This is a genomic window from Castellaniella defragrans (genome assembly GCF_014203015.1).
Classification (GTDB): domain Bacteria; phylum Pseudomonadota; class Gammaproteobacteria; order Burkholderiales; family Burkholderiaceae_B; genus Castellaniella; species Castellaniella defragrans.
Map to the genome: position 1 here is coordinate 191,503 of NZ_JACHIB010000004.1, position 23,029 is coordinate 214,531.

Genomic DNA, 23,029 nt, shown 5'->3' on the forward strand with positions numbered 1-23,029 from the left:
ATCTCCTCAGCCCTGGCCGCGCACGGGGGCGCCCTGGCCGCGCATGACGCGCTCCAGGCCTTCCACGACTTCCTCGGTGCGCGCGCAGGCGGCGCGCTCCAGCACCTTGGAGATGCTGGGCGAGGCCTCGCCCCCGGTGACGCGCTGGACGGGCTGGTCCAGCCAGTCGAAGAAGCGCCGCTGGATCTCGTCGGCCAGCCAGCCGCCGTAGGACGTGCCCTGCGCGCCCTGCTCGACGATCAGCACGTTGTTCGTCTTGCGGATGCTGGCGCCGATCGTCTCCCAATCCAGGCTGGCGCGATCCAGCCAGCGCAGATCGACGACCTCGGCATCGACGCCCGTGCGTTCGACCGCCTCCAGGGCGTGCCAGACCATCGACAGGTAGGTGAGCACCGTGACCTCGGCGCCCGCGCGGCGCACGGCCGCCTTGCCGAACGCGGTCTGGTAGTCGAAGTCGTCCACGGGCGCCGGGCCGCTGGCGGCGTAGAGGTCCACGTGCTCGATGACCAGCACCGGGTCCTCCAGCTGCAGCGCGGCATTCATGAGGCCGACGTAGTCGAACGGCGTGGACGGCGCGACGATGCGCCAGCCCGGGCTGGTGACGAAGATGCCGGCGGGATCCATCGAGTGCTGCGAGCCGTAGCCGGTGCCCATCGCGACCTTGGAGCGCAGCACCAGCGGGACGTCGATGTCGCCGCCGAACATGTGCCGCGCCTTGCCGATCTGGTTGAACACCTGGTCGGCCGCGACCCAGAGGAAATCGGGATACATGAATTCCACCACCGGCCGGAAGCGGCCGTCCATCGCCATGCCGCCGCCCAGGCCGGCGAAGGCGTTCTCGCTGATGGGCGTGCCCAGCACGCGGCTGGGGTACTTGTCCTTCAGGCCCCGCGTCGCGCCGTTGGTGCCGCCCTTCAGGCGGTGCACGTCCTCGCCCAGCACGACGATGCGCGCGTCGGCCGCCATGCGGCGGTCCATCGTCTCGGCCACGACGTCGATGAACTTGCGCTCCCGCAGCTCGCCCCGGAAGGTGGATTCCTCCTCGCAGCGCGCGCCCTGCAATTCGCGCAGGTCGCCGCGCAGGCCCACGTCGCGGAAGCCCGGATCGGGCCAGAGTTCGGGGCGGATGCGCTTCTTGCCCGCCTTGCCGGCCGGATCGGGCTCGGTCAGGGCCTCGACCGCGTCCTGCATGGCGGCCTGCATGCGCGCGCGCAGGGCGTCGACCTCCGCCGCCTCGATCAGGCGCAGCTTCTGCATGCGCGCGGCCAGCTGGTCCAGCGGGTCCCGCTTGCGCCAGGCCGCCTCCTCCTCCTTGCTGCGATAGCCGAAGGCGCTGCCCGGGAAGCCGCCATTCTGGTGCAGGAAGCGGTAGACGTCCGCCTCGATCACGGTCGGCCCCCTGCCGGCGCGCATGTGCGCCAGCGCCTGCTGCATGGCCAGGTGGACGGCGTACGCGTCCATCCCGTCCACCTTCCAGCTGGGGATGTTGAACGCCGCGCCGCGCGCCGACAGGCGGGGCTCGGCGGTCGCCTCCTCGACGTGGGTGGACACCGCGTAGCGGTTGTTCTCGATGAAGAAGCACAGGGGCAGCTTCCAGGCGGCGGCCAGGTTCATCGTCTCGAGCACCGAGCCGATGTTGACGGCGCCGTCGCCGAAGAAGGTGACCGCCACCGCATCGGTGCCCGCATGCCGGTGCGCCCAGGCCGAGCCCGCGGCCAGCGGCACGCCGCCGCCGACGATGGCATTGGTGCCCGTGACGCCGGCCTCGTCCCAGCGCAGGTGCATCGAGCCCCCGCGCCCATGGCAGAAGCCCTGCGACAGCCCCAGGATCTCGGCCAGCGTGCGCTGCAGCAGGGCCCGCACGGCGGGCGGCAGCTCGGCGCGCGGGTCCACGCCCGCGGGCATGAGGTGCGCCAGGGCCTTGGACAGGAAATGATGGTGGCCGCGATGCGAGCCGTTGACCTGGTCGGCGGAAGTCAGCAGGGCCAGGGCGCCGGCCGCGCCGCCTTCCTGGCCGATGCTGGAGTGCGCCGGGCCGTGGACCAGGCCGTCGAGCGCCAGCCCCACCACGGTTTCCTCGAACGCCCGGATCAGGTGCATGTGCGACAGCAGCGTCCCCAGCACGGCGGGATCGGCGGCCTTCCAGTCGGCCTGCGTGACGCGCAGTTCCACCCAGGGCGAGGCCGGGGCCAGTGAAATCAGTTCAGGCATGAATACTCTCCACAACAGGATCAGATGTAGCTGTAGGCGGACCAGCCGCCATCGGCCAGCGCCACGTGGCCATTGATGAAGGCGGCGTGGTCGCTCGCCAGGAACAGGCCCAGCGCGGCGATTTCCTCCGGCGTGCCCAGCCGGCCGCTGGGCGTGCGCCGCGCCAGCGCGTCCAGGTCCATGCGCCCGCGCGCCACCAGGTCGTCGACCAGGGCGGTGCGGACGTAGCCGGGCGCGATGGCGTTGACCCGCACGCCCAGGGGGCCCCATTCGATGGCCAGCGACTTGCTCAGCATGGCGACCGCCGCCTTGGTGGCGCAATAGGCCGCGCGTTCGGGGGCGGCCACCACGCCGTACATGGAAGCCATGTTCAGGATCACGCCCCCGCCGCGGGCGACCATGCGCCGGGCGGCCGCCTGGGCGCAATAGAAGACGCCGTTCAGATTGACGTCCACCGCCTTGCGCCAGGCCTCGCCCGACAGCTCCAGCGTCGGGCAGTTCATCGAGATCCCGGCATTGTTGAGCAGGACGTCCACCCGCCCCCAGGCCTGTTCGACGGCCTCGAACGCCCGCTCGACCGCCGGCTGCTCGTCGACGGCGGCGACCTGCGCCAGGATCGGCACCTGCGGCGCCGCGGCCCGCAGCCGGCCGGCGGCGGCTTCCAGCGCCGCGCCGTCGACGTCCAGCAGCGCCAGACGCGCGCCGCAGGCGGAAAACGCGTGCGCCATGGCCAGGCCGATGCCGCTGGCCGCCCCCGTGATCAGGACCACCTTGTCCCGCAGTCCCGCGAAGCCCTGGCCGCGGGCCAGGGCCTGCAGGGCCTCGATCGAGTAGGGCGCATCGGGGAAGGACGCATCCCGGGAGGAAGCATTCGTGTGGGAAGCGTTCATACGGCCAGCCAGTCCTTGAGCAATTGCGGGCGTTCGGTCAATTCCGCCGGGGTGCCGCTGAAGACGACGTGGCCGTGGCCCAGCAGGCACACGTCGGTGGAAATCCTCATGGCGATGGTGAGTTTCTGTTCCACCAGGATCACCGAGACCCCATGGCGGTGGATGTCCTGGATGGCCTCGCCCACGACCTCGACGATCTTGGGCGCCAGGCCTTCCGTGGGTTCGTCGATCATGATGAGCCGCGGATTGCCCAGCAGCGACCGGCAGATCGTGAGCATCTGCTGCTCGCCGCCCGAGAGGTTGCCGGCGAGCGTGTTGCGGCGCTCCTTCAGGCGCGGGAAATAGTCGAACATGCGCTCGACGGACCAGCGTGCGATGCCCTCGCGGGCCGCCTGCATGCCCATGATCAGGTTTTCCTCGACGCTCAGGTTGGCGAAGACCTCGCGTTCCTCGGGCACGTAGGCCATGCCCCGGCGCGCGATGGCGTAGGGCGGCAGGCCCGCCAGCTCCGCGCCGTCGAACAGCACCTGGCCGGCGCTGGGCGGCACCAGACCCATCAGCGCCTTCAGGGTGGTGGACCGCCCCGAGCCGTTGCGGCCCAGCAGGCTGAGCACCTGGCCATGTCCGACCTCGAAATCCACGCCCCGCAGGATGTGGCTCTTGCCGTAGTGCGCATGCAGGCCGCGCACGCTCAGCAGCGCCTGCGCCTGCGACTGCGACTGCATCCGCGCCTCCGACTGCATCCGCGCCTCCGACTGCATCCGCGCCTGCCCTTCGCTTCGCGCGGCGTGGCGCTCGTCCTTCATGCCCCGTTCGTCCTTCATACCGAGACCTCCGTGCCCAGATACGCTTCCTGCACCTGCCGGTTGGCGCGGATCTCGTCGGGCGTGCCCGTGGCGATGATCTGGCCGTAGACCAGCACGCTGACGCGGTCGCTCAGGGAAAACACCACATCCATGTCATGCTCCACGATCATCAGGGTGCGCCGGGCCGTCAGCTGGCGGATCAGGCCGACGGTGTAGTCGGTTTCCTCGCGCGACATGCCCGCCATCGGTTCGTCCAGCAGCACGACGCGCGGATCGGACGCCAGCGCCATGCCGATCTCCAGCGACCGCTGCTCGGAATAGGACAGCTCGCCCGCCAGGACGTCGCGCGACTTCAGCAGGCGCAGTTCCTCCAGCAGCTGCTCGGTTTCCTCGGTGATCCGCCGCACCTGGGCCACCCGGCGCCAGAAGTTGTATTGCAGGCCGTAGCGGCGCAGGATGCCGAAGCGCAGGTTCTCGAACACGCTGTGGCCCGGGAAGATGTTGGTGATCTGGAACGACCGCGCCAGCCCCATCCGGTTGATGACGCGCGGTTCGAGCCCCTGGATCTGCCGGCCGTCCAGGGTGATGGTGCCCCGGGTGGGCTGCAGCTGCCCGGAGATCAGGTGGAACAGCGTGGATTTGCCGGCGCCGTTGGGGCCGATGATGGCGTGCCGCTCTCCCTCGATCAGCGCCAGGTCCACCCCGCGGATGATCTCGGTCTCGCCGAACGATTTGTGGACGCCCGCCAGCTCCAGGACCGTGCGGGCCCCGGCGGCGGGGTTGCGGGCCGCCGCGCCGTTTCGGGCCGCGTGCCCGGCCGTGCTTCCGGCGGCATTCCCGGCCGCGTTTCCGGCGACGCTCTCCGCGGCGTTTTCGACGATGGGGACATTCATGATGCGTACTCCTCGCGCAGGGCCGCCCAGCGGCGGCCGACCCACAGCACCCAGACCACGCCCAGGGCGATCAGCAGCAGCGGCGCGAGCCAGACCAGGAACTGGCCGGGCCGCAGGTTCAGGCCGAACAGCGCCACCGCCGGCCAGGGCTGGCCCGCCACCAGCAGGGACTGATAATCCTGCGCCAGCACGACGGCGAGCATTTCCACGAGAAACACCAGGCCCGCCGCGGCCAGCAGGCAGCCGCACGCCCAGCCCGCGAACACCGCGCCCAGGCGGCCCGGGGAATGGCGGTCGCGGTGCGTGCGCCACCACCGGCCGATGCTGAACAGGCCCGCCGGCATGAACATCATCACCAGCACGAAAATCACGCCCTGGTACAGCAGCCAGGTCCGGGTCAGGTCCGAGACCGCGTAGCCGAAGAAGGTCATGACGGCCGCCCCCAGCGCCGGCCCGAAAAAGGCGCCGATGCCGCCGATGTAGGCGTTGAGCACGACCTGGGCCGACAGGTTCATGTCGAACAGCACGTAGTTCGCCGCCTCGTTGCTCATGGCCAGCAGCGCGCCCGCCAGCCCCGAGAACGCGGCCGATATCGTGAACACCATGAGGCGCAGCCTGTGGACGTCGTAGCCCAGGAAGCCCAGCCGGTGCGTATTTTCCCGCAGCCCCTCGCACAGGCGCCCGAGCGGCGTGCGCGTGAAGTAATACAGCAGGGCGATGCCCAGCGCGGCCCAGAACAGCGTCAGGTAATAGACTTCGATCGAGGAGCCGAAGGTGAGCCCCCAGGCCGGCATCCGCATGGCGGACACGCCGCCTTCCCCGCCGAATATCCCGCTCAGGTGCGGCGCCAGGGCGTGCAGCAGTTCGGCCAGCGCCAGGGTCACCATGGCGAAATACACCCCGCTGCGCTGGGTGGAGAACCAGCCCGCCGCCACGCCCAGCAGGCCGCCGCCCACGAAGCCGGCCAGCGGCAGCAGCGGCGTGGGAAATCCCGCGATCGCCTCGACCGCGTTCATGGCGTGGATGGTGGCGAAGGTGCCGATGGCGAAATAGGCGGAATGGCCGAAGGACAGCATCCCGCCCTGCCCGGCCAGCACGTTGAACGCCGTTGCGAACAGGGCCGCGATCAGCATCTGGATGCCGGCGTTCACCAGGGTCGTCGGCAGGTACGGCGGCACGAAGAGCAGCAGGGCGAGCAGCGCCAGCAGCGTCGTTGCGTGGATCGATTTCATGGTCCTACTCCCGGTTGCCCATCAGCCCGGACGGCCGGACCATCAGGACCAGCAGCATCAGGGCGAAGGGAATCGTGCCCGCCAGCGAGGACACCTTCAGCGTCAGCAGCCCGCCCACCTGGTGCGCCCAGGCGCCCAGCCCCACGACGCCCAGCGCATCGGCCAAGCTGTAGTCCACGCCCACCGCGAACGAGGTGATCAGGCCGATCAGCAGCGAGGCCACCATGGCCCCTTCCAGGGAGCCCAGCCCGCCCACCACGACCACCACGAAGACCATCACGCCCAGCTCCAGCGCCATGTTGGGATTGGTCGTGTAGAAGGCGCCCGCCACCGCGCCGGCCAGGCCGGCGAGCGCCGAGCCCACGGCGAAGACGCCCATGAACACCATGGGCACGTTGTGGCCCAGCGCCTCGGCCATGCGCGGCTTGAAGACGGCCGAGCGCACCACGATGCCGACCCGCGTGCGCGTCAGCAGCAGGTAGATCAGGGCGAACATCAGCACGGACGTGCCGCCGATCAGCAGGCGATAGAAGGGGTAGCTGGCGTCGAAGATCCGGAAGGCGGAGAAATCCAGGGAAGCCGGCACCCGGTAGTCCACCGGGTAGTTGCCGTAGAACAGCTTGACCAGCTCGGTGATGATGAAGGACACCCCGAAGGTCAGCAGCAGCTGGTGCCCGTGCCCGTAGCGGTGGACGCGGCGCAGCATGTAGCGCTCGACCAGTCCGCCGGTCACGCCGACGAGGATCGGGGACAGCACGATCGCCGGCCAGAAGCCGACGGCCTTTTCCAGGCTGTAGGCCAGGTAGGCGCCCAGCATGTAGAAGGCGGCATGGGCGAAGTTCAGCACGCCCATCATGCCGAAGATCAGTGTCAGCCCCGCCGACACCATGAACAGCAGCAATCCGTAGATCACCCCGTTCAGCAAGGAAACGGTGAAAAATTCCATGGCAATTCCAGAATGCGCACCCGCCGCGGGCGGCCGGATCGTGCGCGACGAACGCTTCGTGAAGGGCCCCGGCCTGCCGGCCGGCGCCCCGCGTCCTCAAACCAGGGCCGAACCGGCCGGGACCGGGCCACCCGGCACCGGAAGGACCGGAACCCCGCCGGCCGGGGCCGGGCCCGCCGGAGCCGGATCGCTCCGCGGAGCCGGATCGGCGACGGGCCGCCGGCTCAGGCCGGGCGCTTCATCTTGCACGTGGCTTCGACGGGGTTGACGGCCTCCTCGCCCGTGAACGTCTTCACCGCCACGAAACCCATGTCGGTCCCGTCCGCCTTGTACTTGGCGTCCTTGCCGACCTTGGCGACGACGATGGGCAGCACGACCTGGTGGTCCGCCTGGCGGATGCTCTGCTCGCCCATGGGCGTCTTGAGGTGCACCTTTTCCAGGTTCAGGGCCAGGTCCGTGACGTTCATGTCGCCGTCCTTGGCGGCGGTCCGCTTCAGCGCTTCGCCCAGCATTTCCATGCCGAACACCGTCTGCGGCTCGATGAAGGTCGGGTAGTGGCCGGTCTTGGCCTTGTACGCCTCGCCGAACTGTTCGGTCTGCGGATTGAGCCCCAGATTGAAGGCGGTGGCGATGTAATGCCCCAGCGCGGTGTCCCCCGCGTTGGCGATGTTGCCCGGCTGGTCCAGGAAGACCGTGCCGAAACGCACGTTCAGGCCGGCGTTGCGCGCGCTCTTCATCAGCAGGAGCAGGTCGTTGGACCAGTTGCCCGTGAGCACCGTCTGCGCGCCGCTGGCGCGGATCTTGGCGGTATAGGGGGCGAAATCCTGGATCTTGTTGACGTCGTGCAGCACGGATTCCACCACCGTGTAGCCGCCTTCCTGGGCGAAATCCTGGATCGCCTTCTGCATGTCCGCGCCCCAGGAATAGTTCTGGTTCATGGAGAAGACCTTGGTGCCCAGGTCGCCGGCTTCCTTCATCGCGTGCACGAGCGTCTTGACGCGGATCGGCGCGTTGGTCGTGAAGCGGAAGTGATAGAAGTGGCACTTGTCCCCGGTGAGTTCCAGGGCCTCGCCGCCCATGTTCAGGTACAGCACTTCCTTGCCCGGATTGCGCAGATTGTATTTGCGCACGTCCTCGGTGATCTGCCCGGACACGGCCGAGGACGAGCCCTGGATGATGACGCGGGCGCCGCCGGCGATGGCGGCCTTGACCTTGTCCGAGGCGCCCGCCGGACCGCCCTGGTTGTCGTATTCGGCCAGCTCGACCGGCGCGCCGTTCCAGCCGCCGCCCTGGTTGATCCCGTCCAGCCCGTACTTGACGGCGGTCCGGTACAGCAGCCCCGTCGAGGCCTGCGGACCGGACAGGGTCTCGACCAGCGCGATCTTCAGCGGCGCGGCCTGGGCCGCCCCCATCGTCAGCAGGCCGCAAACGGACAGCATCGTCGCAATTTTCGTGTATTTCACTCCAGCCACTCCTGTTCTGTGATCGGCATCCGGCCCCGGCTCTCGGAAAGCGCCGGGCGTTCTGCGGCGCCCGGCCGGATCGCCTTCGTTGATCTGATTTCCGTCAACTTGTCAGACATATTTGATCTACTTATCAGACAAGTTGTAGAATTCTAGGCAAGTGGAAAATCGCTTGTCAATGCGGCGCGGGCGAGTTGCCGGAAAAATTCCGGATTCCGGATTTTTCATCTTCATTATCAATAGCTTATCTGATACTAGGGATTACCCTAGAAGGAGACATCGATGATTTCATTCTCTGGCAAGACCGTCCTGATCACCGGCGCCGGCGGCGGCATCGGCCGCGAAGCGGCGCGCCTGATGGCGCGGGCCGGCGCCCGCGTGGCCCTGTGCGACCTGGCCGCCGGGCCGCTCGACGCGCTGGCCGCCGAGCTCGCGCCCGTGGCCGGCGGCGTCTCCACGCACGCCGCCGACATGTCGGACGCGCAGGCCTGCCAGGCGCTGGCCCGGGAGGTCGCCGCGCGCCACGGCGGCATCGACTGCCTGGTGCATTCGGCCGGCATCTACCCGGAGCAGCGCGTCCAGGACATGAGCGACGCCCAGTGGCGCAAGCTCATGAGCATCAATCTGGACGGCACCTTCTACATGTGCCGCGCCGTCATCCCCCACCTCGCCGACGGCAGCGCCATCGTCACCCTGGCGTCCCTGGCCGGCCACCGCGGCAGCTTCGGCCACGCGCACTACTCGGCCTCGAAGGGCGCCGTCAGCAGCTTCAGCAAGAGCCTGGCGCTGGAACTCGCGCCCCGCACCCGGGTCAACATCGTGGCGCCCGGCATCATCGCCACGGCGATGAGCGAGCCGCTGGTGCGCCAGAAGGGCCAGACGCTGCTGGACGCCACGCCGATGAAGCGGTTCGGGACCGCGGCCGAGGTGGCCGGCGTCATCGCGTTCCTGTGCTCCGACCTGGCGGCCTTCGTGACCGGCGAGACCGTGCACGTCAACGGCGGCCTGTACATCGTATGACCGCGGCCCATGTCATACTGAGCGGCTCAACGGCACTCCCGGCATAGGCACGCAGGACCATGGACAACGCCACTCCGCCGCTGACGACCCGCATCGTCGAATGGCTGAAGGACGAAATCGAGCAGAACCGCCTCGTCGAAGGCGGCAAGCTGCCCAGCGAAAAGCAGCTGTGCGAACAGTTCGGCGTCAGCCGGTCCGTCGTGCGCGAGGCCATCTCGCAGCTCAAGTCCGAAGGGCTGGTCAGCTCGCACCAGGGCCGGGGGGTGTTCGTCAACGCGCGCAGCGCGCGCCAGTCCTTCCGCCTGTCGGCCACCGCGCTGGACGACCGCGACGCCCTCGAACACATCATCGAGCTGCTGGTGGCGTTCGAGTCGGCCGCCGCGCGCCATGCGGCGATGCGGCACACGGCCAAGGACCTGAAATCGATCCGGCGCGCCCTGATCGGGATGGAATACGCCATCATCAACGACCAGCCCGGCGACAGCGAGGACTACGCCTTTCACCAGGCGATCTGCGACGCGACCCACAACCCCCACTTCATCGCCCTGAACGAATACCTGGAGCAGCACGTCAGGCGCCTGATCCGGCGGGCGCGCACCAACACGGTCACCCGCCATCCGGACCTGATGATGTCCGTGCAGACCGAGCACCAGGCCATCCTCAAGGCCATCCAGGCGCGCGACGGCGCCGGTGCCGCCCAGGCCGCCGAGACGCACCTGCGCAACGCCGCCCGGCGCCTGGACATCTACCTGAAGGAATGACGGCCGCGAGCACCGGCGGCCGGCCTCAGCCGCCCAGGTAGGCCCGCTTGATGTGGGGATTGTTCAGCAGCTCCGCGCCGCTGCCCTCCAGGACGATGGTGCCGTTTTCCAGCACGTAGCCGCGGTCGGCCAGCTTCAGCGTCTGGAAGACGTTCTGCTCCACCAGCAGCACCGTCATGCCGCCGGCGGTGATGCGCTCGACGATGTCGAACATCTGCTGCACCAGCAGCGGCGACAGGCCGACCGAGGGCTCGTCGAAGATCAGCAGGCGCGGGCCGGCCATCATGCCGCGCGCGATGGCGACCATCTGCTGCTCCCCGCCGGACAGCGAGCCCGCCAGCTGGGCCAGGCGCTCCTTCACGCGGGGAAAGATCTCCAGGACCTCGTCCATGCGCCGGGCGGCCTCGGCGCGGGCCGCCGGCTTGTAGGCGCCCATCAGCAGGTTGTCGCGCACGGTGAAGCCGGGAAAGAGCTGGCGCCCCTCGGGAATCATGGTGATGCCGGCCGAGACGATGTGGGACGCGGGCCGGTTGGCCAGCTGCTCGCCCTCGAACTCGACCTGGCCCCCGGTCACGGGGATGACGCCGCAGATCGCCTTCAGCGTCGTGGTCTTGCCCGCCCCGTTGGCCCCGATCAGGGTGACGACCTCGCCCGCGTCCACGTGGAAGCTGATGCGGTCGAGCACCTGCGTCTTCCCGTAGCCGGCGCACAGATTGGATACCTTAAGCATGGCGTTGCTCCCGGCCCAGGTAGGCTTCGATGACCTGGGGATTTTCGACGACCTCGCGCGGCGAGCCGCTGGTCAGGACCGCGCCCTCGCTGATCACGACGATGCGGTCGGACAGGGCCATGACCGCCTGCATCATGTGCTCGATCATCACGACGGATACCCCCGATTCGCGCACCCGGCGGATCATGGCGATGGCCCGTTCGATGTCGGTCGGGTTCAGGCCCGCCATCACCTCGTCGAGCAGCAGGATCGTCGGCCGGGAGGCCAGGGCGCGCGCGACCTCCAGCCGCTTCACGCCGCCCACCGTCAGGTTGCGCGCCTCCACGTCCAGCAGTTCGCGCAGGTCGGTCAGCTCCGCGATCTCCAGCGCCACCGCCTCGGCCTCGGCGCGGTCGGCCGTGTTCATGAAGGCGCCCAGCATGATGTTCTCCAGCACCGTCAGGCTGGTGAACGGCAGGGCCGTCTGGAAGGTGCGGCTCAGGCCCTGGCGCGCGTAGTGGTAGGGCGCGCCGCAGCTCACCCAGTGCCCGGCGCGCGACTTCAGGCGGATCGTGCCCTTGTCGGGCCGGATGAAGCCCGACAGCAGGTTGAACACGGTCGTCTTGCCCGCGCCGTTGGGGCCGATGATGCCGAGGATCTCGTTTTCGTGGAGCGTCAGCGACACGTCGTGCGTGGCCCGCAGCCCGCCGAAGTTCTTGAACAGGTGGCGCGCCTCCAGCACCGGATTTTCCTGCCGGACCCGGCCCGTCTTCGCTTGCGCCGCGCGGGGGCGCGCCGCGGGCCGGCGGCCCAGGTAGGGCAGCCGGTCCATCAGGCGGTTGACGCGGCCGCCCAGCGAGCCCACCAGCCCCTGCGGGATGGTCAGCACGACGATGACCAGGATGATCCCGTAGATCAGGCCGTGCACGCCGTTGCCGACGCCGCTGAGCCAGGCGCGCGCCAGCTCGGCGATCGGCAGGACCAGGAAGGTGCCGGCGACCGGCCCGGCCAGGGTCCCCATCCCGCCGATGAGGGAGAACATGGCGATCTGGATGGACAGCTCCAGCGAGAAGGCCGAGGCCGGATCGACGAACATCAGATAGGTGATGTGGAAGGTGCCGACGATGCTGGTCAGCATGGCCGAGATCACGGCCGCCTGGGTCTTCTTGCCGGCGGTGTTCACCCCCACCGCCTGCGCCGCGCTCTCGCGCTCGCGGATGGCCAGCAGATAATGCCCCAGCCGCGACTTCCGGATCATCCAGGACACCCAGAAGACGAACAGGAACAGCCCGAACGCGATCACCAGGTAGTTGGTCTTGTCGCGGAAGATCATCCACTTCCAGCCGATGCTCAGCGGCAGGCTGATGCCGCTGGAACCCCCCGTCCAGCTTTCCTCGTGGATGACGAGCAGGCGCACGACCTCCAGGATGGCGATGGTCGCCAGGGCGAAGAAGGGTCCTTTCAGGCGCAGGGTGGGATAGCTGATGACGACGGCCACGGCGCCCGAGATCGCCGCGCCGGCGAACAGGCCGATCCAGGGGGAGATGCCGAAATTCTGCGTCAGCAGGGTCGAGGTGTAGCCGCCGATGCCGTAGAACACCGCGTGGCCCAGGGACAGCTGGCCGGCGAAGCCGCCCACGATGTTCCAGGCGATCGACAGGGCCGAGAAGACGAACAGCAGGACGAACAGATTGGTCCAGAAGGGGGTGTTCAATGCCAGGGGCGCGAGGAACGCCAGCGCCAGCACGCCCAGGCCGACGTACGATTTTGGATGTCTGAGATCGGGAAACACGCGCGCCTCCGGGTTATTCAGTGCCCAGGCCGAACAGCCCGCTAGGACGCAGGATCAGGATCAGCAGGAAAATGCCGAAGTAGACGACCTCTTTCAGGTCCGGCGCGATGTAGAAGCCGGCCAGGGTGTCGACCACGCCGATGATGAGGGATCCCGCGACCGCGCCGTACAGGCTGCCCATGCCGCCCAGCACCACGATCACGAAGGCGGTCAGCACGAAATAGGTGCCCACCGTCGGGAAGACCGGATACTGCGGCGCCAGCAGGCCGGCGGCCACGCCCACGAAGGCCGAGCCCAGGCCGAAGGCGATGACGTACACGAACTTGACGTCCACCCCCATCAGCATGGCCGCGTAGCGCTGCTGCGCGACGGCCCGCAGGGCGCGGCCCAGGTAGGTCCGGTGCATGAACAGGTGCAGGCCGGCCGCCAGCACGATCGCCACGGCGAAGGTGGCGATCTGGCCGGTCACCAGCGAAAACGGCCCCACCGCCACGGAGCCGGTGCCCACCGAGGTATGGACGCGGAACACGTCGGCGCCGAAGATCACCAGCGCCAGGTTCAGCAGGATCGTGGAGACGCCGACCGTGGCGAAGATCTGGATTTCCTCGCCCGCGTTCAGCAGGGGCTCGATGACGACCTTCTGCGTGACGGCGCCCAGGGCGAACAGCACGAGGGCGGCGGGCACCAGCCCGACGTAGGGATGGATGCCCAGCTGCGCGGCCAGCAGGTACACCAGGTACATGCCGATCATCAGGAACTCGCCATGCGCGAAGTTCACCACGCGGACCACGCCGAAGATCAGCGTCAGGCCCAGGCTGAGGATCATGTAGGCGCCTCCCAGGAGGAGACCATTGATGATCAACTGGAAAAAAATATCCATGGCCAATCCTCTCGTGAGTGGCGCCGCCGCGGCGGGCGGGAAGGCTCGGGCCCCGGGGCTCCGGACCCCGACCCGCGGCCCCGGCCGGCGCGCCCGCCGCGGCGGCGCGGCCCGGGCCGCGCCGGACTACTTCTTGAATACGGGCTTGCCCTGGGCGAGGTTGGCGGGCTCGATCGTCACCAGCTCGCCGTTCTGCCACTGCATCACGTAGAAGTCCGAGGCCTCGTTCTGCCCGTCCTCGGCGAACTCGAAGCCCCAGCCGTTGGCGGTCTCGCCGGCCGGCTTCTTGTAGGCCAGCACCGCCGCGCGGATCTTGTCCGCGTCGAAGGACTTGGCTTCGGCCATGATGTCGAGGAAAGCCTTGGCGCCGACGTAATTGGCCAGGCTGTGGCCCGATTGCGGGGCGCCGCCGTACGCGGCCTTGTACGCCGCGAGGAACTTGTCCAGCCCCGGCGCGCCCTGCGGATTGATCGACGCCTGCGGGAAATCCAGGTCGAACACGCCGTTCATGTCGGCCCCCACGGCCTTGGCCGTGTCCATCAGGGAATAGCCGCCCCCGGCGCCGATCACCACGTCGGGATGGAAATTGGCTTCGCGGGCCTGGCGGAAATACAGGATCGTGTCGTTCTGGTACGAGGTCTGCAGCACCACGTTGGCCTTGGCGCCCTTCAGGCGCAGGATCAGGGAGGACAGGTCCACCGTCTTGGCGGAATACGGCAGATCCTCCACCACCGTGTAGCCCAGTTCGGCGGCGCGCTTCTTTTCCGTGGCCGCCACGTCCGTGCCATAGGGGCCGTCCTCGTGGATGATACCGATGCGGATGTCCTTCGCGCTCAGCCCCATGCCCGGCGCGATGAGCCGATGCAGGGCATCGACCACCGCCACGCCGTACTTGGCGGTGTTCGGATTGCTGCGGAACAGGTACTTGTAGTCCCGCGTGGTGATCTTGTGCGCCGTGGCGCCCAGCTCGAAATACGGCACGGCGGCCAGCTCGGCCACCGGCGAGGCCGCATAGGACAGGCCCGACGCGTAGCTGCCGAAGATGGCGGCCACCTTGTCGGACACCAGGGCCTTGGCCCCCGAAACCGCCTGGTTGGGATCGACCGCGTCGGCCTTGACGATCTCGATCGTGTCGCCGTTGAGGCCGCCCGCCGCGTTGCGCTCGTTGACGGCCAGCTCCAGGCCGCGGTAGCTTTCCTGCCCCAGCAGGGCCAGGCCGCCGCTGAATGGATACAGGGCCCCGATCTTCACGGTGGCCGCCGTGGCGCCGGAGGCGGCGACCGCCATGGCACTGACGGCAAGGGACAACACTGCCTGCTTGAATCTCATGTCTGCGCTCCTCGATCTCCCGGCGGGCGGGACGCGTCCCATACCGGAAATCAAACGATGTTGAACGGCTGGCTCGATGCTGGATGAGTCTCCTTGGAAAGGGACACTTTTTGAAGCGCTTCAAGTTTAGGGACATAAAAACACCAGTTAGAATGAAACTGGTGAGCGGACACAGTTGAAGCGTTTCATTTTCGTGCCTGGAAAGAGTACATAGCCGCCTCAAGGATTGTCAATGAGTAAACACCCCGAGTCACAGGGTGCGGCGCCCTTCAGCCGGCCCACGCTGGCGGACGTGGCCCGGCTGGCGGGCGTGTCCCTGGGCAGCGCATCCAGGGCCCTGTCCGTGCCCGATCAGGTCAAGCCCGCCACCCTGGAGGCCGTGCGCCATGCCGTCGCCCAGCTCGGCTACATCCGCGACGGCGCGGCGCGCGCGCTGGCCTCGCGGCGCACCCAGACCATCGCCGCCGTCTACCCCACCCTGAACAACCCCATCTTCGCCCACTCCACCCATTCGATCCAGCAGACCCTGTGGGCGCTGGGCTACCAGCTGCTGATCATCAGCCACGAATACCACATCGAGAACGAAGTGGCCCTGATCCGCACCATCGTCGAAAAAGGCGTGGACGGCATCATCATGGTCGGCACCGACCACGACGCCGGCGTCTTCGGCCTGCTGCACCAGTGCAAGCTGCCCTACGTGCTCACCTGGTCGGTGGACGGCAGCAGCTATCCGTACTGCGTCGGCATCTCGAACTTCGACGCGGCCTACCAGCTGGCGCAGCTGGCGCTGTCCCGCGGCCACGTGCGCATCGGCATCTGCGGCGGCTCGATCGCGCGCAACGAACGGGCGCGCTACCGGCGCGCCGGCATCCTGGCCGCGGTGAGCGAAGCCGGCCTCTCCATCCCCGACGAATGGATCATCGAGCACGAGTTTTCCTACGAAGGGGGCCGGCGGGCCATCCGGCAGTTCTGGGGCATGTCGCCCCGCCCCACCGTGATCCTGTTCGGCACGGACCTGCAGGCCATGGGCGCGCTGCACGAATGCCGGCGCCTGGGCATCGAGGTCCCGGGCGACATCTCCCTGGTCGGCTTCGACGGCCTCGAAGAGGCGGCCATGATGCAGCCGGCCGTGACGACGATCCGCATCCCGGACAGCGACATCGGCTCGCGCGCGGCGCGGATCATCGTCGATCTGATCGCGGGCAAGCCGGTCGAGGCGCAGCAGCCCATGCAGGCCACGCTGATCGAGGGCGGCAGCCTGGGCACCCTGGCCGCCGCGCGCCGGCGCCGCGCCGGCCGCTGAACGGTCAGTCCACGGTGGCCAGCACGTCGGCCAGCGTCTCGAAGATCCGCCCGATCTCGTCCTCGCCGATGATGAGCGGCGGCGAGATGGCGAGGGTGTCGCCGGTATAGCGGACCAGCACCCCGCGGTCGAAGCATTTGCCGAATGCTTCGGCGGCGCGGGCGCCGGGCGCGCCCTCGCGGGGGGCCAGCTCGATGCCGGCCACCAGCCCCAGGTTGCGGATGTCGATGACGTGGCGGCGGCCCTTCAGCGCGTGCGCGGCCTCCTCGAAGGGCGCCGACAGCGCGCGGGCGCGGGCGAACAGGTCCTCGTCCCGGTAGACGCCCAGGGTGGCGCGGATGGCCGCGGTCGCCAGCGGGTGGGCGGAATACGTATAGCCGTGGAAGAACTCGATGCCGCCCGCGCCCGCATCCAGGATGGCGTCGTGCACGCCGCGGCTCACCGCGACCGCCCCGGCCGGCACGGCCGCGTTGCTGATCCCCTTGGCCAGGGTGATCAGGTCGGGGGTGACGCCGAAGAACGCGCTGCCGGTGGCCGCGCCCAGGCGGCCGAAGCCGGTGATGACCTCGTCGAAGATCAGCAGGATGCCGTGCTTCTGCGTGATGGCCCGCAGCCTCTCCAGGTAGCCCCGGGGCGGCACCAGCACGCCGGTGGAGCCGGCCAGCGGCTCGACGATGACGGCCGCGATGGTCGAGGCGTCGTGCAGCGCGACGAGGCTTTCGAGGGCATCGGCGAAAGGCTCGCCGCCCCAGGCGGGCTGGCCGCGCGAAAAGGCGTTGTGTGCCAGGTCGTGGGTGTGCGGCAGGTGGTCCACCCCGGGCAGCAGCACTGCGGAAAACGCCTTGCGGTTGGGCGCGATGCCCCCCACCGAGATGCCGCCGAAGCCTACGCCGTGATAGCCGCGCTCGCGCCCGATCAGGCGGGTGCGCTGGCCCTCGCCGCGCGCCCGGTGGTAGGCCAGCGCGATCTTGAGGGCCGTGTCCACCGACTCGGAGCCCGAATTGGTGAAGAACACCCGGTCCAGGCCGTCGGGCATCAGGGCCGCGACCTCGGAAGCCGCCAGAAAGGAATCCTCGTGGCCGATCTGGAAGCTGGGCGCGTAGTCCAGGTGGGCGGCCTGCCGGCTGATCGCGTCGATGATGGGCTGGCGGCCATGCCCGGCGTTCACGCACCACAGCCCCGAGGTGCCGTCCAGCACCTGGTGGCCGTCCGCGGCGGTGTAGTACATGCCCCGGGCCGCGGCGAGCATGCGCGGATGGGCCTTGAACCGGCGGTTCGCGGTGAAGGGCATCCACAGATTGGACAAATCGGCGGAATGGGGTGCTTGGGTGTGCATGGCGGCCTCTCGATCCAGGGGGCCGGAGACCCGGACGGCGATCTCCATGCCGGGCCGGCCCATGCCGGAAGACCATACTCCGTTTCGCGCCTGCCGGAAAGCGGCGGGCCCGCTGGAAAGCGCCGCGCCCGCCCCGCGGCGCACGCCAGCGGGGCGCACGCCTGGGGGAACGGACGCCGGGGAGGCATGCGCCGGCCGGATCCGTGCATCGGCGGGCCTTCATGCGGTAATGTTACGGCTCACACCCACTCGTCCATGGATCGTCCCCGGTGCTTCCGCTGAAATCCCTGCTCCCCGCGCTGCTGGCGCTCTGCCTGCTGGCTCCGGCCGGCCTGCCCCGCCCCGCCCTCGCCGAACCGGCGGCCGCCTCCCCGGCCGCAACCGCTTCAGGCCCCGCCCTCGCCCCCGCTCCCGCAACCGCGCCCTCCCCCGCCCTGCCCGCGGGCGTGCGCCAGGTGGTCATGATCGAGGGCGTGACCGAATACCGCCTGGACAACGGCCTGCAGGTGCTGCTGGCCCCGGACGATTCGCGCGCCCAGACCACGGTGAACATGAGCTACCGCGTCGGCTCGCGCAACGAGGGCCCGGGCGAGACCGGCATGGCGCACCTGCTGGAGCACCTGCTGTTTCGCGGCAGCCCGAAGCATCCGGACGCCCTGGCGGAATTCGCGCGCCGGGGACTGGCGGCCAACGGCTCGACCACCGCCGACCTGACCAACTACTACGCGACCTTCGCCAGCGACCCGGAGACGCTGCGCTGGTACCTGTCCTGGCAAGCCGACGCGATGCTGAACGCGCGCATCGCCCGCGCCGACCTGGACGCGGAAATGCCGGTGGTGCGCAACGAAATGGAACGCGGCGAGAACAGCCCGTTCAGCATGCTGATGCAGCAGGTCGCCGCGGCCGCCTACGTCTGGCACCCTTACGGCCGCAGCGTCATCGGCGCGCGCTCCGACGTGGAGCACGTCGGCATCGAGGCGCTGCGCGCGTTCTACCACCGTTACTACCAGCCGGACAACGCCACGCTGATCGTCGCCGGGCGCTTCGACGCCGGCCAGGTGCTGCAATGGATCGCGCAGGACTTCGGCCCGGTCGCCCGGCCGGCGCGCACGCTGCCGCCCGAATACACGGTCGAACCCGTCCAGCAGGGCGCGCGCAGCGTCACCCTGCGGCGCATCGGCGGCAGCCCCATCGTCCTGGCGCAGTACCACCTGCCCGAGGCCGCCAGCGACGCCTACACGGCCCTGGCGATCGGCGCCGCCATGCTGGCCGACACCCCGGCCGGGCCGCTTTACCAGGCCCTGGTGGCCAAGGACCTGGCCAGCAGCGTGTTCGGCTTCGCCCGCGCCATGAAGCAGCCCGGCTACGCCGTGTTCGGCGCCCAGGTGCAGCCCGGCGCCGACCCGCAGGCGGCGCTGGCGGCCCTGGAACGCGGCCTGGAAGCCGACGGCGTCGGCCAGCTGGACCAGGCCGGCCTGGAGCGCATCCGCACCGCCTGGCTGAACGACTGGAAGCAGACCTTCGACCAGCCCGGCGCGCTGGCCCAGGCCCTGTCCGACGCGATCGCCCGGGGAGACTGGCGCCTGTTCTTCGTCGAGCGCCTGCGCGTGCGCGCGCTGACGCTGGACGGGATCCGCGCGCAGCTGAGCGCCTGGCTGCTGCCGAGCAACCGCACCAGCGGGCTGTACCTGCCCACGCCGCAGCCCAAGGACGCGCCCGCGCCCGCCCCGGCCGACCTCGAACCCTGGATCCGGCAGATCGAGACCGGCACCGGGCGGCCCGCCGTGGCCGCCTTCGACACCCGCCCCCCGGCCATCGACGCCGCCACCCGGCGCAGCGTGCTGGCCCTGCCCAACGGGCCGGTCGAACTGGCCCTGCTGCCCAAGGAAACCGCCGGCGGACGCGTCCATGCCGTGCTGCGCATGGGTTTCGCCGATGCCGACGCCTTGCGCGGCCAGGGCCTGGTGCCCTTCGTCACCGGCGCGATGCTGCTGCGCGGCACCGCCGACATGAGCCGCCAGCAGATCGAGGACCGCCTGAACGAGCTGGATTCCGACCTGTCCTTCGGCACCGACGGCAACGTCCTGAGCGTGTCCATGCGCAGTTCCCGCGAGCACCTGCCCGCCGTGCTGGACCTGGTCTTCCACCTGCTGCGCGCGCCCGCGTTTCCCGAGGACGAGCTGGAGCGGCTGAAGCGCAGCCTGCGCACGCAGGTGGAGGACGACGCCTCCAGCCCCGCCTTCCTGGCGCGCAACACGCTGCAGCGCCACGACCAGCCCTGGGACCCGGAGGATGTCCGCTACACCCCCACGACCGGCGAGATCCTGGCCCAGCTCGGCGAACTCGGCCGCGAACGGCTGCAGCGGTTCCACGCGCGGTTCTACGGCGCGGGCCATCTGGCGCTGGCCGTGGTGGGCGACTTCGATCCCGCAGCCGTCGAGCGGCACCTGCGCGCCGGCCTGGACGGCTGGCGCGCGGCACCGGCCTACGAACGCCTGGCGGAGCCATGGTACGCGATGAAGCCCGAGACCTTCCGCATCCCCGCCCCGGGCAAGGCCAATGCCGAATACCGCGCCGCCGTGCCCCTCAAGCTGCGCGACACCGATCCGCGCTGGCCCGCGCTGATGCTGGCCAACTATCTGCTCGGCGGTTCCGAGGATTCCCGGCTGTGGCAGGGCATCCGCGTGCGCGGCGGCCTGTCCTACGGCGTGGGCAGCGCCGTGAACGCCTCGTCCTTCGAGGACTCCGGCGCCTGGACGCTGTACGCCAGCACGGCGGCGCGCAACGCCGGGGCGCTGCAGGATGCGATCCGCACCGTCCTGGACGAGACCCTGAAGACCGGCTTCACCCAGGCCGAGGTGGACCAGGGGGTGCAGTCCCTGCTGAACTACATGGAACTGGGGCGCTCCGACGACGGCTATCTGGTCAGCCACTGGATCGGCTACCTGGAGACGGACCGCAGCTTCGCCTGGCAGCAGCACATCATCGACCGGCTGCGCGGCCTGAAGGCCGCGGAGGTCAACGCCGCGATGCGCGAGCTGCTGCGGCCGGACGCGCTCAGCATCGCCGTGGCCGCGGACCCCGATCCCAAGCCCTGAGGCCGGACTGCCCGGGCCGGCCGCGCAGCGGGCCGTGCGGCGGGCCGCGCATCGAGCCCTGCGTCGGGCAGCGCGTCGGCAAACGCCGCGGACGGCGCCTCAGGCCGGGGCGGCCAGACCGCGGCGGAAGGCCCGCGGCGAGACGCCGGCCGCGCGCGTGAAGACCCGGCTGAAATGCGCCGGATCGGCGAAGCCCAGGCCGTAGGCGATGGTGGCCACGTGCAGATGGGTGTAGGCGAGGTTGCGCCGGGCCTCGCGCATCAGCCGGGCCTCGATCAGGGCCGAGGCGGGCTCGCCGGTGGCCGCGCGCACGACGCGGCTGAGGTGGGTGGGCGTCACCGACAGCGCCCGCGCATAGTCGGCCACGCCCCAGTGCTCGCGGAAATGCCGCTCCAGCAGAGCCTCGAAGCGCGTCAGCAGGACTGGCCGGGCCGCCTCGCCGGGGGACGGCACCGCGCGCGCCGCCGCCCGCGCCACCAGGCCCAGCAGGGTGGCGCACAGGCCGCGCAGCACCAGGGCGCGCGCGGCCCGCAGGCCATTGAACTCCGCCCAGATCTGCGGCATCAGGGCGGCCACCGGCCCGTCGTCCAGGCCCACGAAGGATCGGCCCAGCACCAGGCGCACTTCGCCGGCCTCGGCCAGCAGCAGCTCCATCATCTCGTCGGCCAGCGTCACCACGTGGCCCTGGGTGTCGGGCTCGAAGCGGAAGGCATGCACGTCGCCGGGCGCCACGTTGATCAGCGACCCGGGGCCCAGCGGCAGGGACTGCCCCTCGATCTGCGCCTGGCCGGCGCCCGACTGCAGCATCAGCACCTGGTGCAGGCGGCCGTGGCGGTGCGGCGCCAGTTCCCAGTCGTGCAGCGCGGAACGCGCGGCGATCGTCTCGCAATGCACCACGTCGGGCAGCTGGCGGGATTCGCCGAACAGGCCCTGGGACTGGAGGATCTGCCGGGCGAAAGGCTGGGAGGAAGGATGAGGGGAAGGCTGGGAGGAAGGCATGTTTGAATCGTGCAAGTTTTTCGGAAATCGAGACATTGATGCCCGCTCTTCGCTCACATATTATCAAATCTCCCCGGCGTTCCGAACCACAGGAGACATCCCATGAAAACCAGCGTCTGCATCATCGGCGGAGGCCCGTCCGGCCTCATGCTTTCCCAGCTCTTGCACCTCAAGGGCATCGACACCATCGTGCTGGAGCGGCAAAGCCGCGAGTACGTGCTGGGCCGCATCCGGGCCGGCGTGCTCGAGCATGGTTTCGCCAAGTTGATGCGCGAAGCCCAGTGCGGCGAACGCATGGACCGTGAAGGCGAGATCCATGACGGCTTCATCATCGCGCACGACGGCCGGCAAAGCCGCGTGGACCTGCACAAGTACAGCGGCGGCAGCTCGGTGGTGGTCTACGGCCAGACCGAACTGACGCGCGACCTCTACGAGGCGCGCGACCGCATGAACGGCGTGGTCATCCACAACGTCGAGGACGTGCAGCTGCACGAGCTGACCGGCGCCAAGCCCCACGTGACCTACCGCCAGGGCGACGAGATCGTGCGCATCGACTGCGACTTCATCATCGGCGCCGACGGCTTCCACGGCGTGAGCCGCAAGTCCATCCCCAAGACCGTGCTCAAGGAATACGAGAAGGTCTATCCCTTCGGCTGGCTGGGCGTGCTGTCGCGCACGCCGCCGGTGTCGCCCGAACTCATCTACGCCAAGCACGAGCGCGGCTTCGCACTGTGCTCGCTGCGTTCCCAGGTGCTGAGCCGCTACTACATCCAGGTGCCGCTGAGCGAGACGGTGGAGGACTGGTCCGACGAGGCCTTCTGGGAAGAGCTGAAGCGGCGCCTGCCCGAGGCAGTGGCCACGCGCCTGGTCACCGGCCCGTCGATCGAGAAGTCCATCGCGCCGCTGCGCTCCTTCGTGGCCGAACCCATGCGCTACGGCCACCTGTTCCTGGCCGGCGACGCCGCCCACATCGTGCCGCCCACCGGCGCGCGCGGGCTCAACAGCGCCGCCTCGGACATCTACTACCTCTACCACGCCATGACGGCCCATTACCTGCAGGGCGACAGCAGCGGGCTGGACAACTACTCGGCCAAGGCCCTGGCGCGGGTGTGGAAGGCGCAGCGCTTCTCGTGGTGGATGACGATGCTGCTGCACACCTTCCCGGACAGCCCGGGCTACGACCAGAAGCTGCAGCAGACCGACCTGGACTACCTGTTCTCGTCCGAGAAGGCGCTGGGCTCGCTGGCCGAGAACTACGTCGGCCTGCCGTTCTGAGCTTAGGGTTCCCGGTGCCGGTTTCCCGGCTCCGGGTTCCTCGTTCCGGATCAGAAAAACCCCGCACCCGGCGAAAGCCGGCGTGC

At 69.4% G+C, this 23,029-nt stretch carries 18 protein-coding genes; 5 read left to right on the forward strand and 13 right to left on the reverse strand.

Translation table 11 applies throughout. The annotated features are described in order from the left end of the window. Positions 1–6: 6 nt before the first annotated feature. The 7 genes from HNR28_RS04710 to HNR28_RS04740 all read right to left on the reverse strand — a co-directional run bounded on the left by HNR28_RS04710 (position 7) and on the right by HNR28_RS04740 (position 8,441). Complete coding sequence (locus HNR28_RS04710; protein ID WP_043681281.1) at positions 7–2,211, reverse strand: alpha-ketoacid dehydrogenase subunit alpha/beta; 2,205 nt, start codon at positions 2,209–2,211, stop codon at positions 7–9. Between the two features lie 20 nt (positions 2,212–2,231). Further along, positions 2,232–3,101, reverse strand: a complete 870-nt coding sequence (locus tag HNR28_RS04715; RefSeq protein WP_084330544.1) for an SDR family NAD(P)-dependent oxidoreductase — start codon at positions 3,099–3,101, stop codon at positions 2,232–2,234. Continuing rightward, positions 3,098–3,826 (reverse strand): ABC transporter ATP-binding protein, encoded by a 729-nt coding sequence (locus tag HNR28_RS04720; protein ID WP_043686099.1) that lies wholly within the window; start codon positions 3,824–3,826, stop codon positions 3,098–3,100. Before HNR28_RS04720 ends, HNR28_RS04715 begins: the two co-directional genes overlap by 4 nt. Before the next feature lie 95 nt (positions 3,827–3,921). Further along, a complete protein-coding gene (locus tag HNR28_RS04725; protein ID WP_084330543.1) occupies positions 3,922–4,800 on the reverse strand; it encodes an ABC transporter ATP-binding protein in 879 nt (292 codons plus the stop codon). Then, positions 4,797–6,032: a branched-chain amino acid ABC transporter permease gene (locus HNR28_RS04730; RefSeq protein ID WP_043681278.1), complete on the reverse strand. Its 1,236-nt coding sequence runs from the start codon at positions 6,030–6,032 to the stop codon at positions 4,797–4,799. The genes HNR28_RS04725 and HNR28_RS04730 overlap by 4 nt, the downstream gene beginning before the upstream one ends. 4 nt (positions 6,033–6,036) lie before the next feature. Next, positions 6,037–6,978, reverse strand: coding sequence for a branched-chain amino acid ABC transporter permease (locus HNR28_RS04735; protein ID WP_043681275.1), 942 nt, complete (start codon positions 6,976–6,978; stop codon positions 6,037–6,039). Between the two features lie 224 nt (positions 6,979–7,202). After that, the gene (locus HNR28_RS04740; protein WP_409360364.1) at positions 7,203–8,441 is read right to left on the reverse strand and encodes a branched-chain amino acid ABC transporter substrate-binding protein; all 1,239 of its coding nucleotides are present in this window, start codon (positions 8,439–8,441) and stop codon (positions 7,203–7,205) included. Between the two features lie 282 nt (positions 8,442–8,723). Between HNR28_RS04740 and HNR28_RS04745 the strand changes: the two genes are divergently transcribed. Beyond that, the gene (locus HNR28_RS04745) at positions 8,724–9,461 is read left to right on the forward strand and encodes an SDR family NAD(P)-dependent oxidoreductase (protein WP_184142530.1); all 738 of its coding nucleotides are present in this window, start codon (positions 8,724–8,726) and stop codon (positions 9,459–9,461) included. 59 nt (positions 9,462–9,520) lie between these two features. Further along, positions 9,521–10,222 (forward strand): FadR/GntR family transcriptional regulator, encoded by a 702-nt coding sequence (locus HNR28_RS04750; protein WP_043681260.1) that lies wholly within the window; start codon positions 9,521–9,523, stop codon positions 10,220–10,222. A gap of 25 nt (positions 10,223–10,247) precedes the next feature. On the opposite strand, the gene HNR28_RS04755 is transcribed toward HNR28_RS04750, so the two are convergent. From HNR28_RS04755 to HNR28_RS04770, 4 genes are all read right to left on the reverse strand, one after another. After that, positions 10,248–10,952 carry an ABC transporter ATP-binding protein gene (locus tag HNR28_RS04755; RefSeq protein ID WP_043681258.1) on the reverse strand — a complete coding sequence of 235 codons (705 nt, stop codon included), beginning with the start codon at positions 10,950–10,952 and terminating at the stop codon, positions 10,248–10,250. Beyond that, positions 10,945–12,723 (reverse strand): branched-chain amino acid ABC transporter ATP-binding protein/permease, encoded by a 1,779-nt coding sequence (locus HNR28_RS04760; RefSeq protein WP_151025533.1) that lies wholly within the window; start codon positions 12,721–12,723, stop codon positions 10,945–10,947. Before HNR28_RS04760 ends, HNR28_RS04755 begins: the two co-directional genes overlap by 8 nt. A gap of 13 nt (positions 12,724–12,736) precedes the next feature. Further along, entirely contained in the window at positions 12,737–13,603 is an 867-nt protein-coding gene (locus HNR28_RS04765) for a branched-chain amino acid ABC transporter permease (protein ID WP_043681254.1), read from the reverse strand. Between the two features lie 126 nt (positions 13,604–13,729). Beyond that, positions 13,730–14,932, reverse strand: coding sequence for an ABC transporter substrate-binding protein (locus tag HNR28_RS04770; protein WP_184142533.1), 1,203 nt, complete (start codon positions 14,930–14,932; stop codon positions 13,730–13,732). A 232-nt stretch (positions 14,933–15,164) separates the two neighbouring features. Here HNR28_RS04770 and HNR28_RS04775 point away from each other — a divergent pair, with 232 nt between their 5' ends. Then, positions 15,165–16,235: a LacI family DNA-binding transcriptional regulator gene (locus HNR28_RS04775; protein WP_052355648.1), complete on the forward strand. Its 1,071-nt coding sequence runs from the start codon at positions 15,165–15,167 to the stop codon at positions 16,233–16,235. A gap of 4 nt (positions 16,236–16,239) precedes the next feature. Here the strand turns inward: HNR28_RS04775 and HNR28_RS04780 are convergent, their stop codons facing one another. After that, entirely contained in the window at positions 16,240–17,526 is a 1,287-nt protein-coding gene (locus HNR28_RS04780) for an omega-aminotransferase AptA (protein WP_151025438.1), read from the reverse strand. A 314-nt stretch (positions 17,527–17,840) separates the two neighbouring features. Here HNR28_RS04780 and HNR28_RS04785 point away from each other — a divergent pair, with 314 nt between their 5' ends. Beyond that, positions 17,841–20,669 (forward strand): M16 family metallopeptidase, encoded by a 2,829-nt coding sequence (locus tag HNR28_RS04785; RefSeq protein WP_151025436.1) that lies wholly within the window; start codon positions 17,841–17,843, stop codon positions 20,667–20,669. 99 nt (positions 20,670–20,768) lie between these two features. Here the strand turns inward: HNR28_RS04785 and HNR28_RS04790 are convergent, their stop codons facing one another. Then, complete coding sequence (locus HNR28_RS04790) at positions 20,769–21,668, reverse strand: helix-turn-helix domain-containing protein (RefSeq protein ID WP_151025456.1); 900 nt, start codon at positions 21,666–21,668, stop codon at positions 20,769–20,771. 102 nt (positions 21,669–21,770) lie between these two features. Here HNR28_RS04790 and pobA point away from each other — a divergent pair, with 102 nt between their 5' ends. After that, positions 21,771–22,943 carry a 4-hydroxybenzoate 3-monooxygenase gene (pobA, locus tag HNR28_RS04795; protein ID WP_043681248.1) on the forward strand — a complete coding sequence of 391 codons (1,173 nt, stop codon included), beginning with the start codon at positions 21,771–21,773 and terminating at the stop codon, positions 22,941–22,943. The last annotated feature ends 86 nt before the right edge of the window (positions 22,944–23,029 follow it).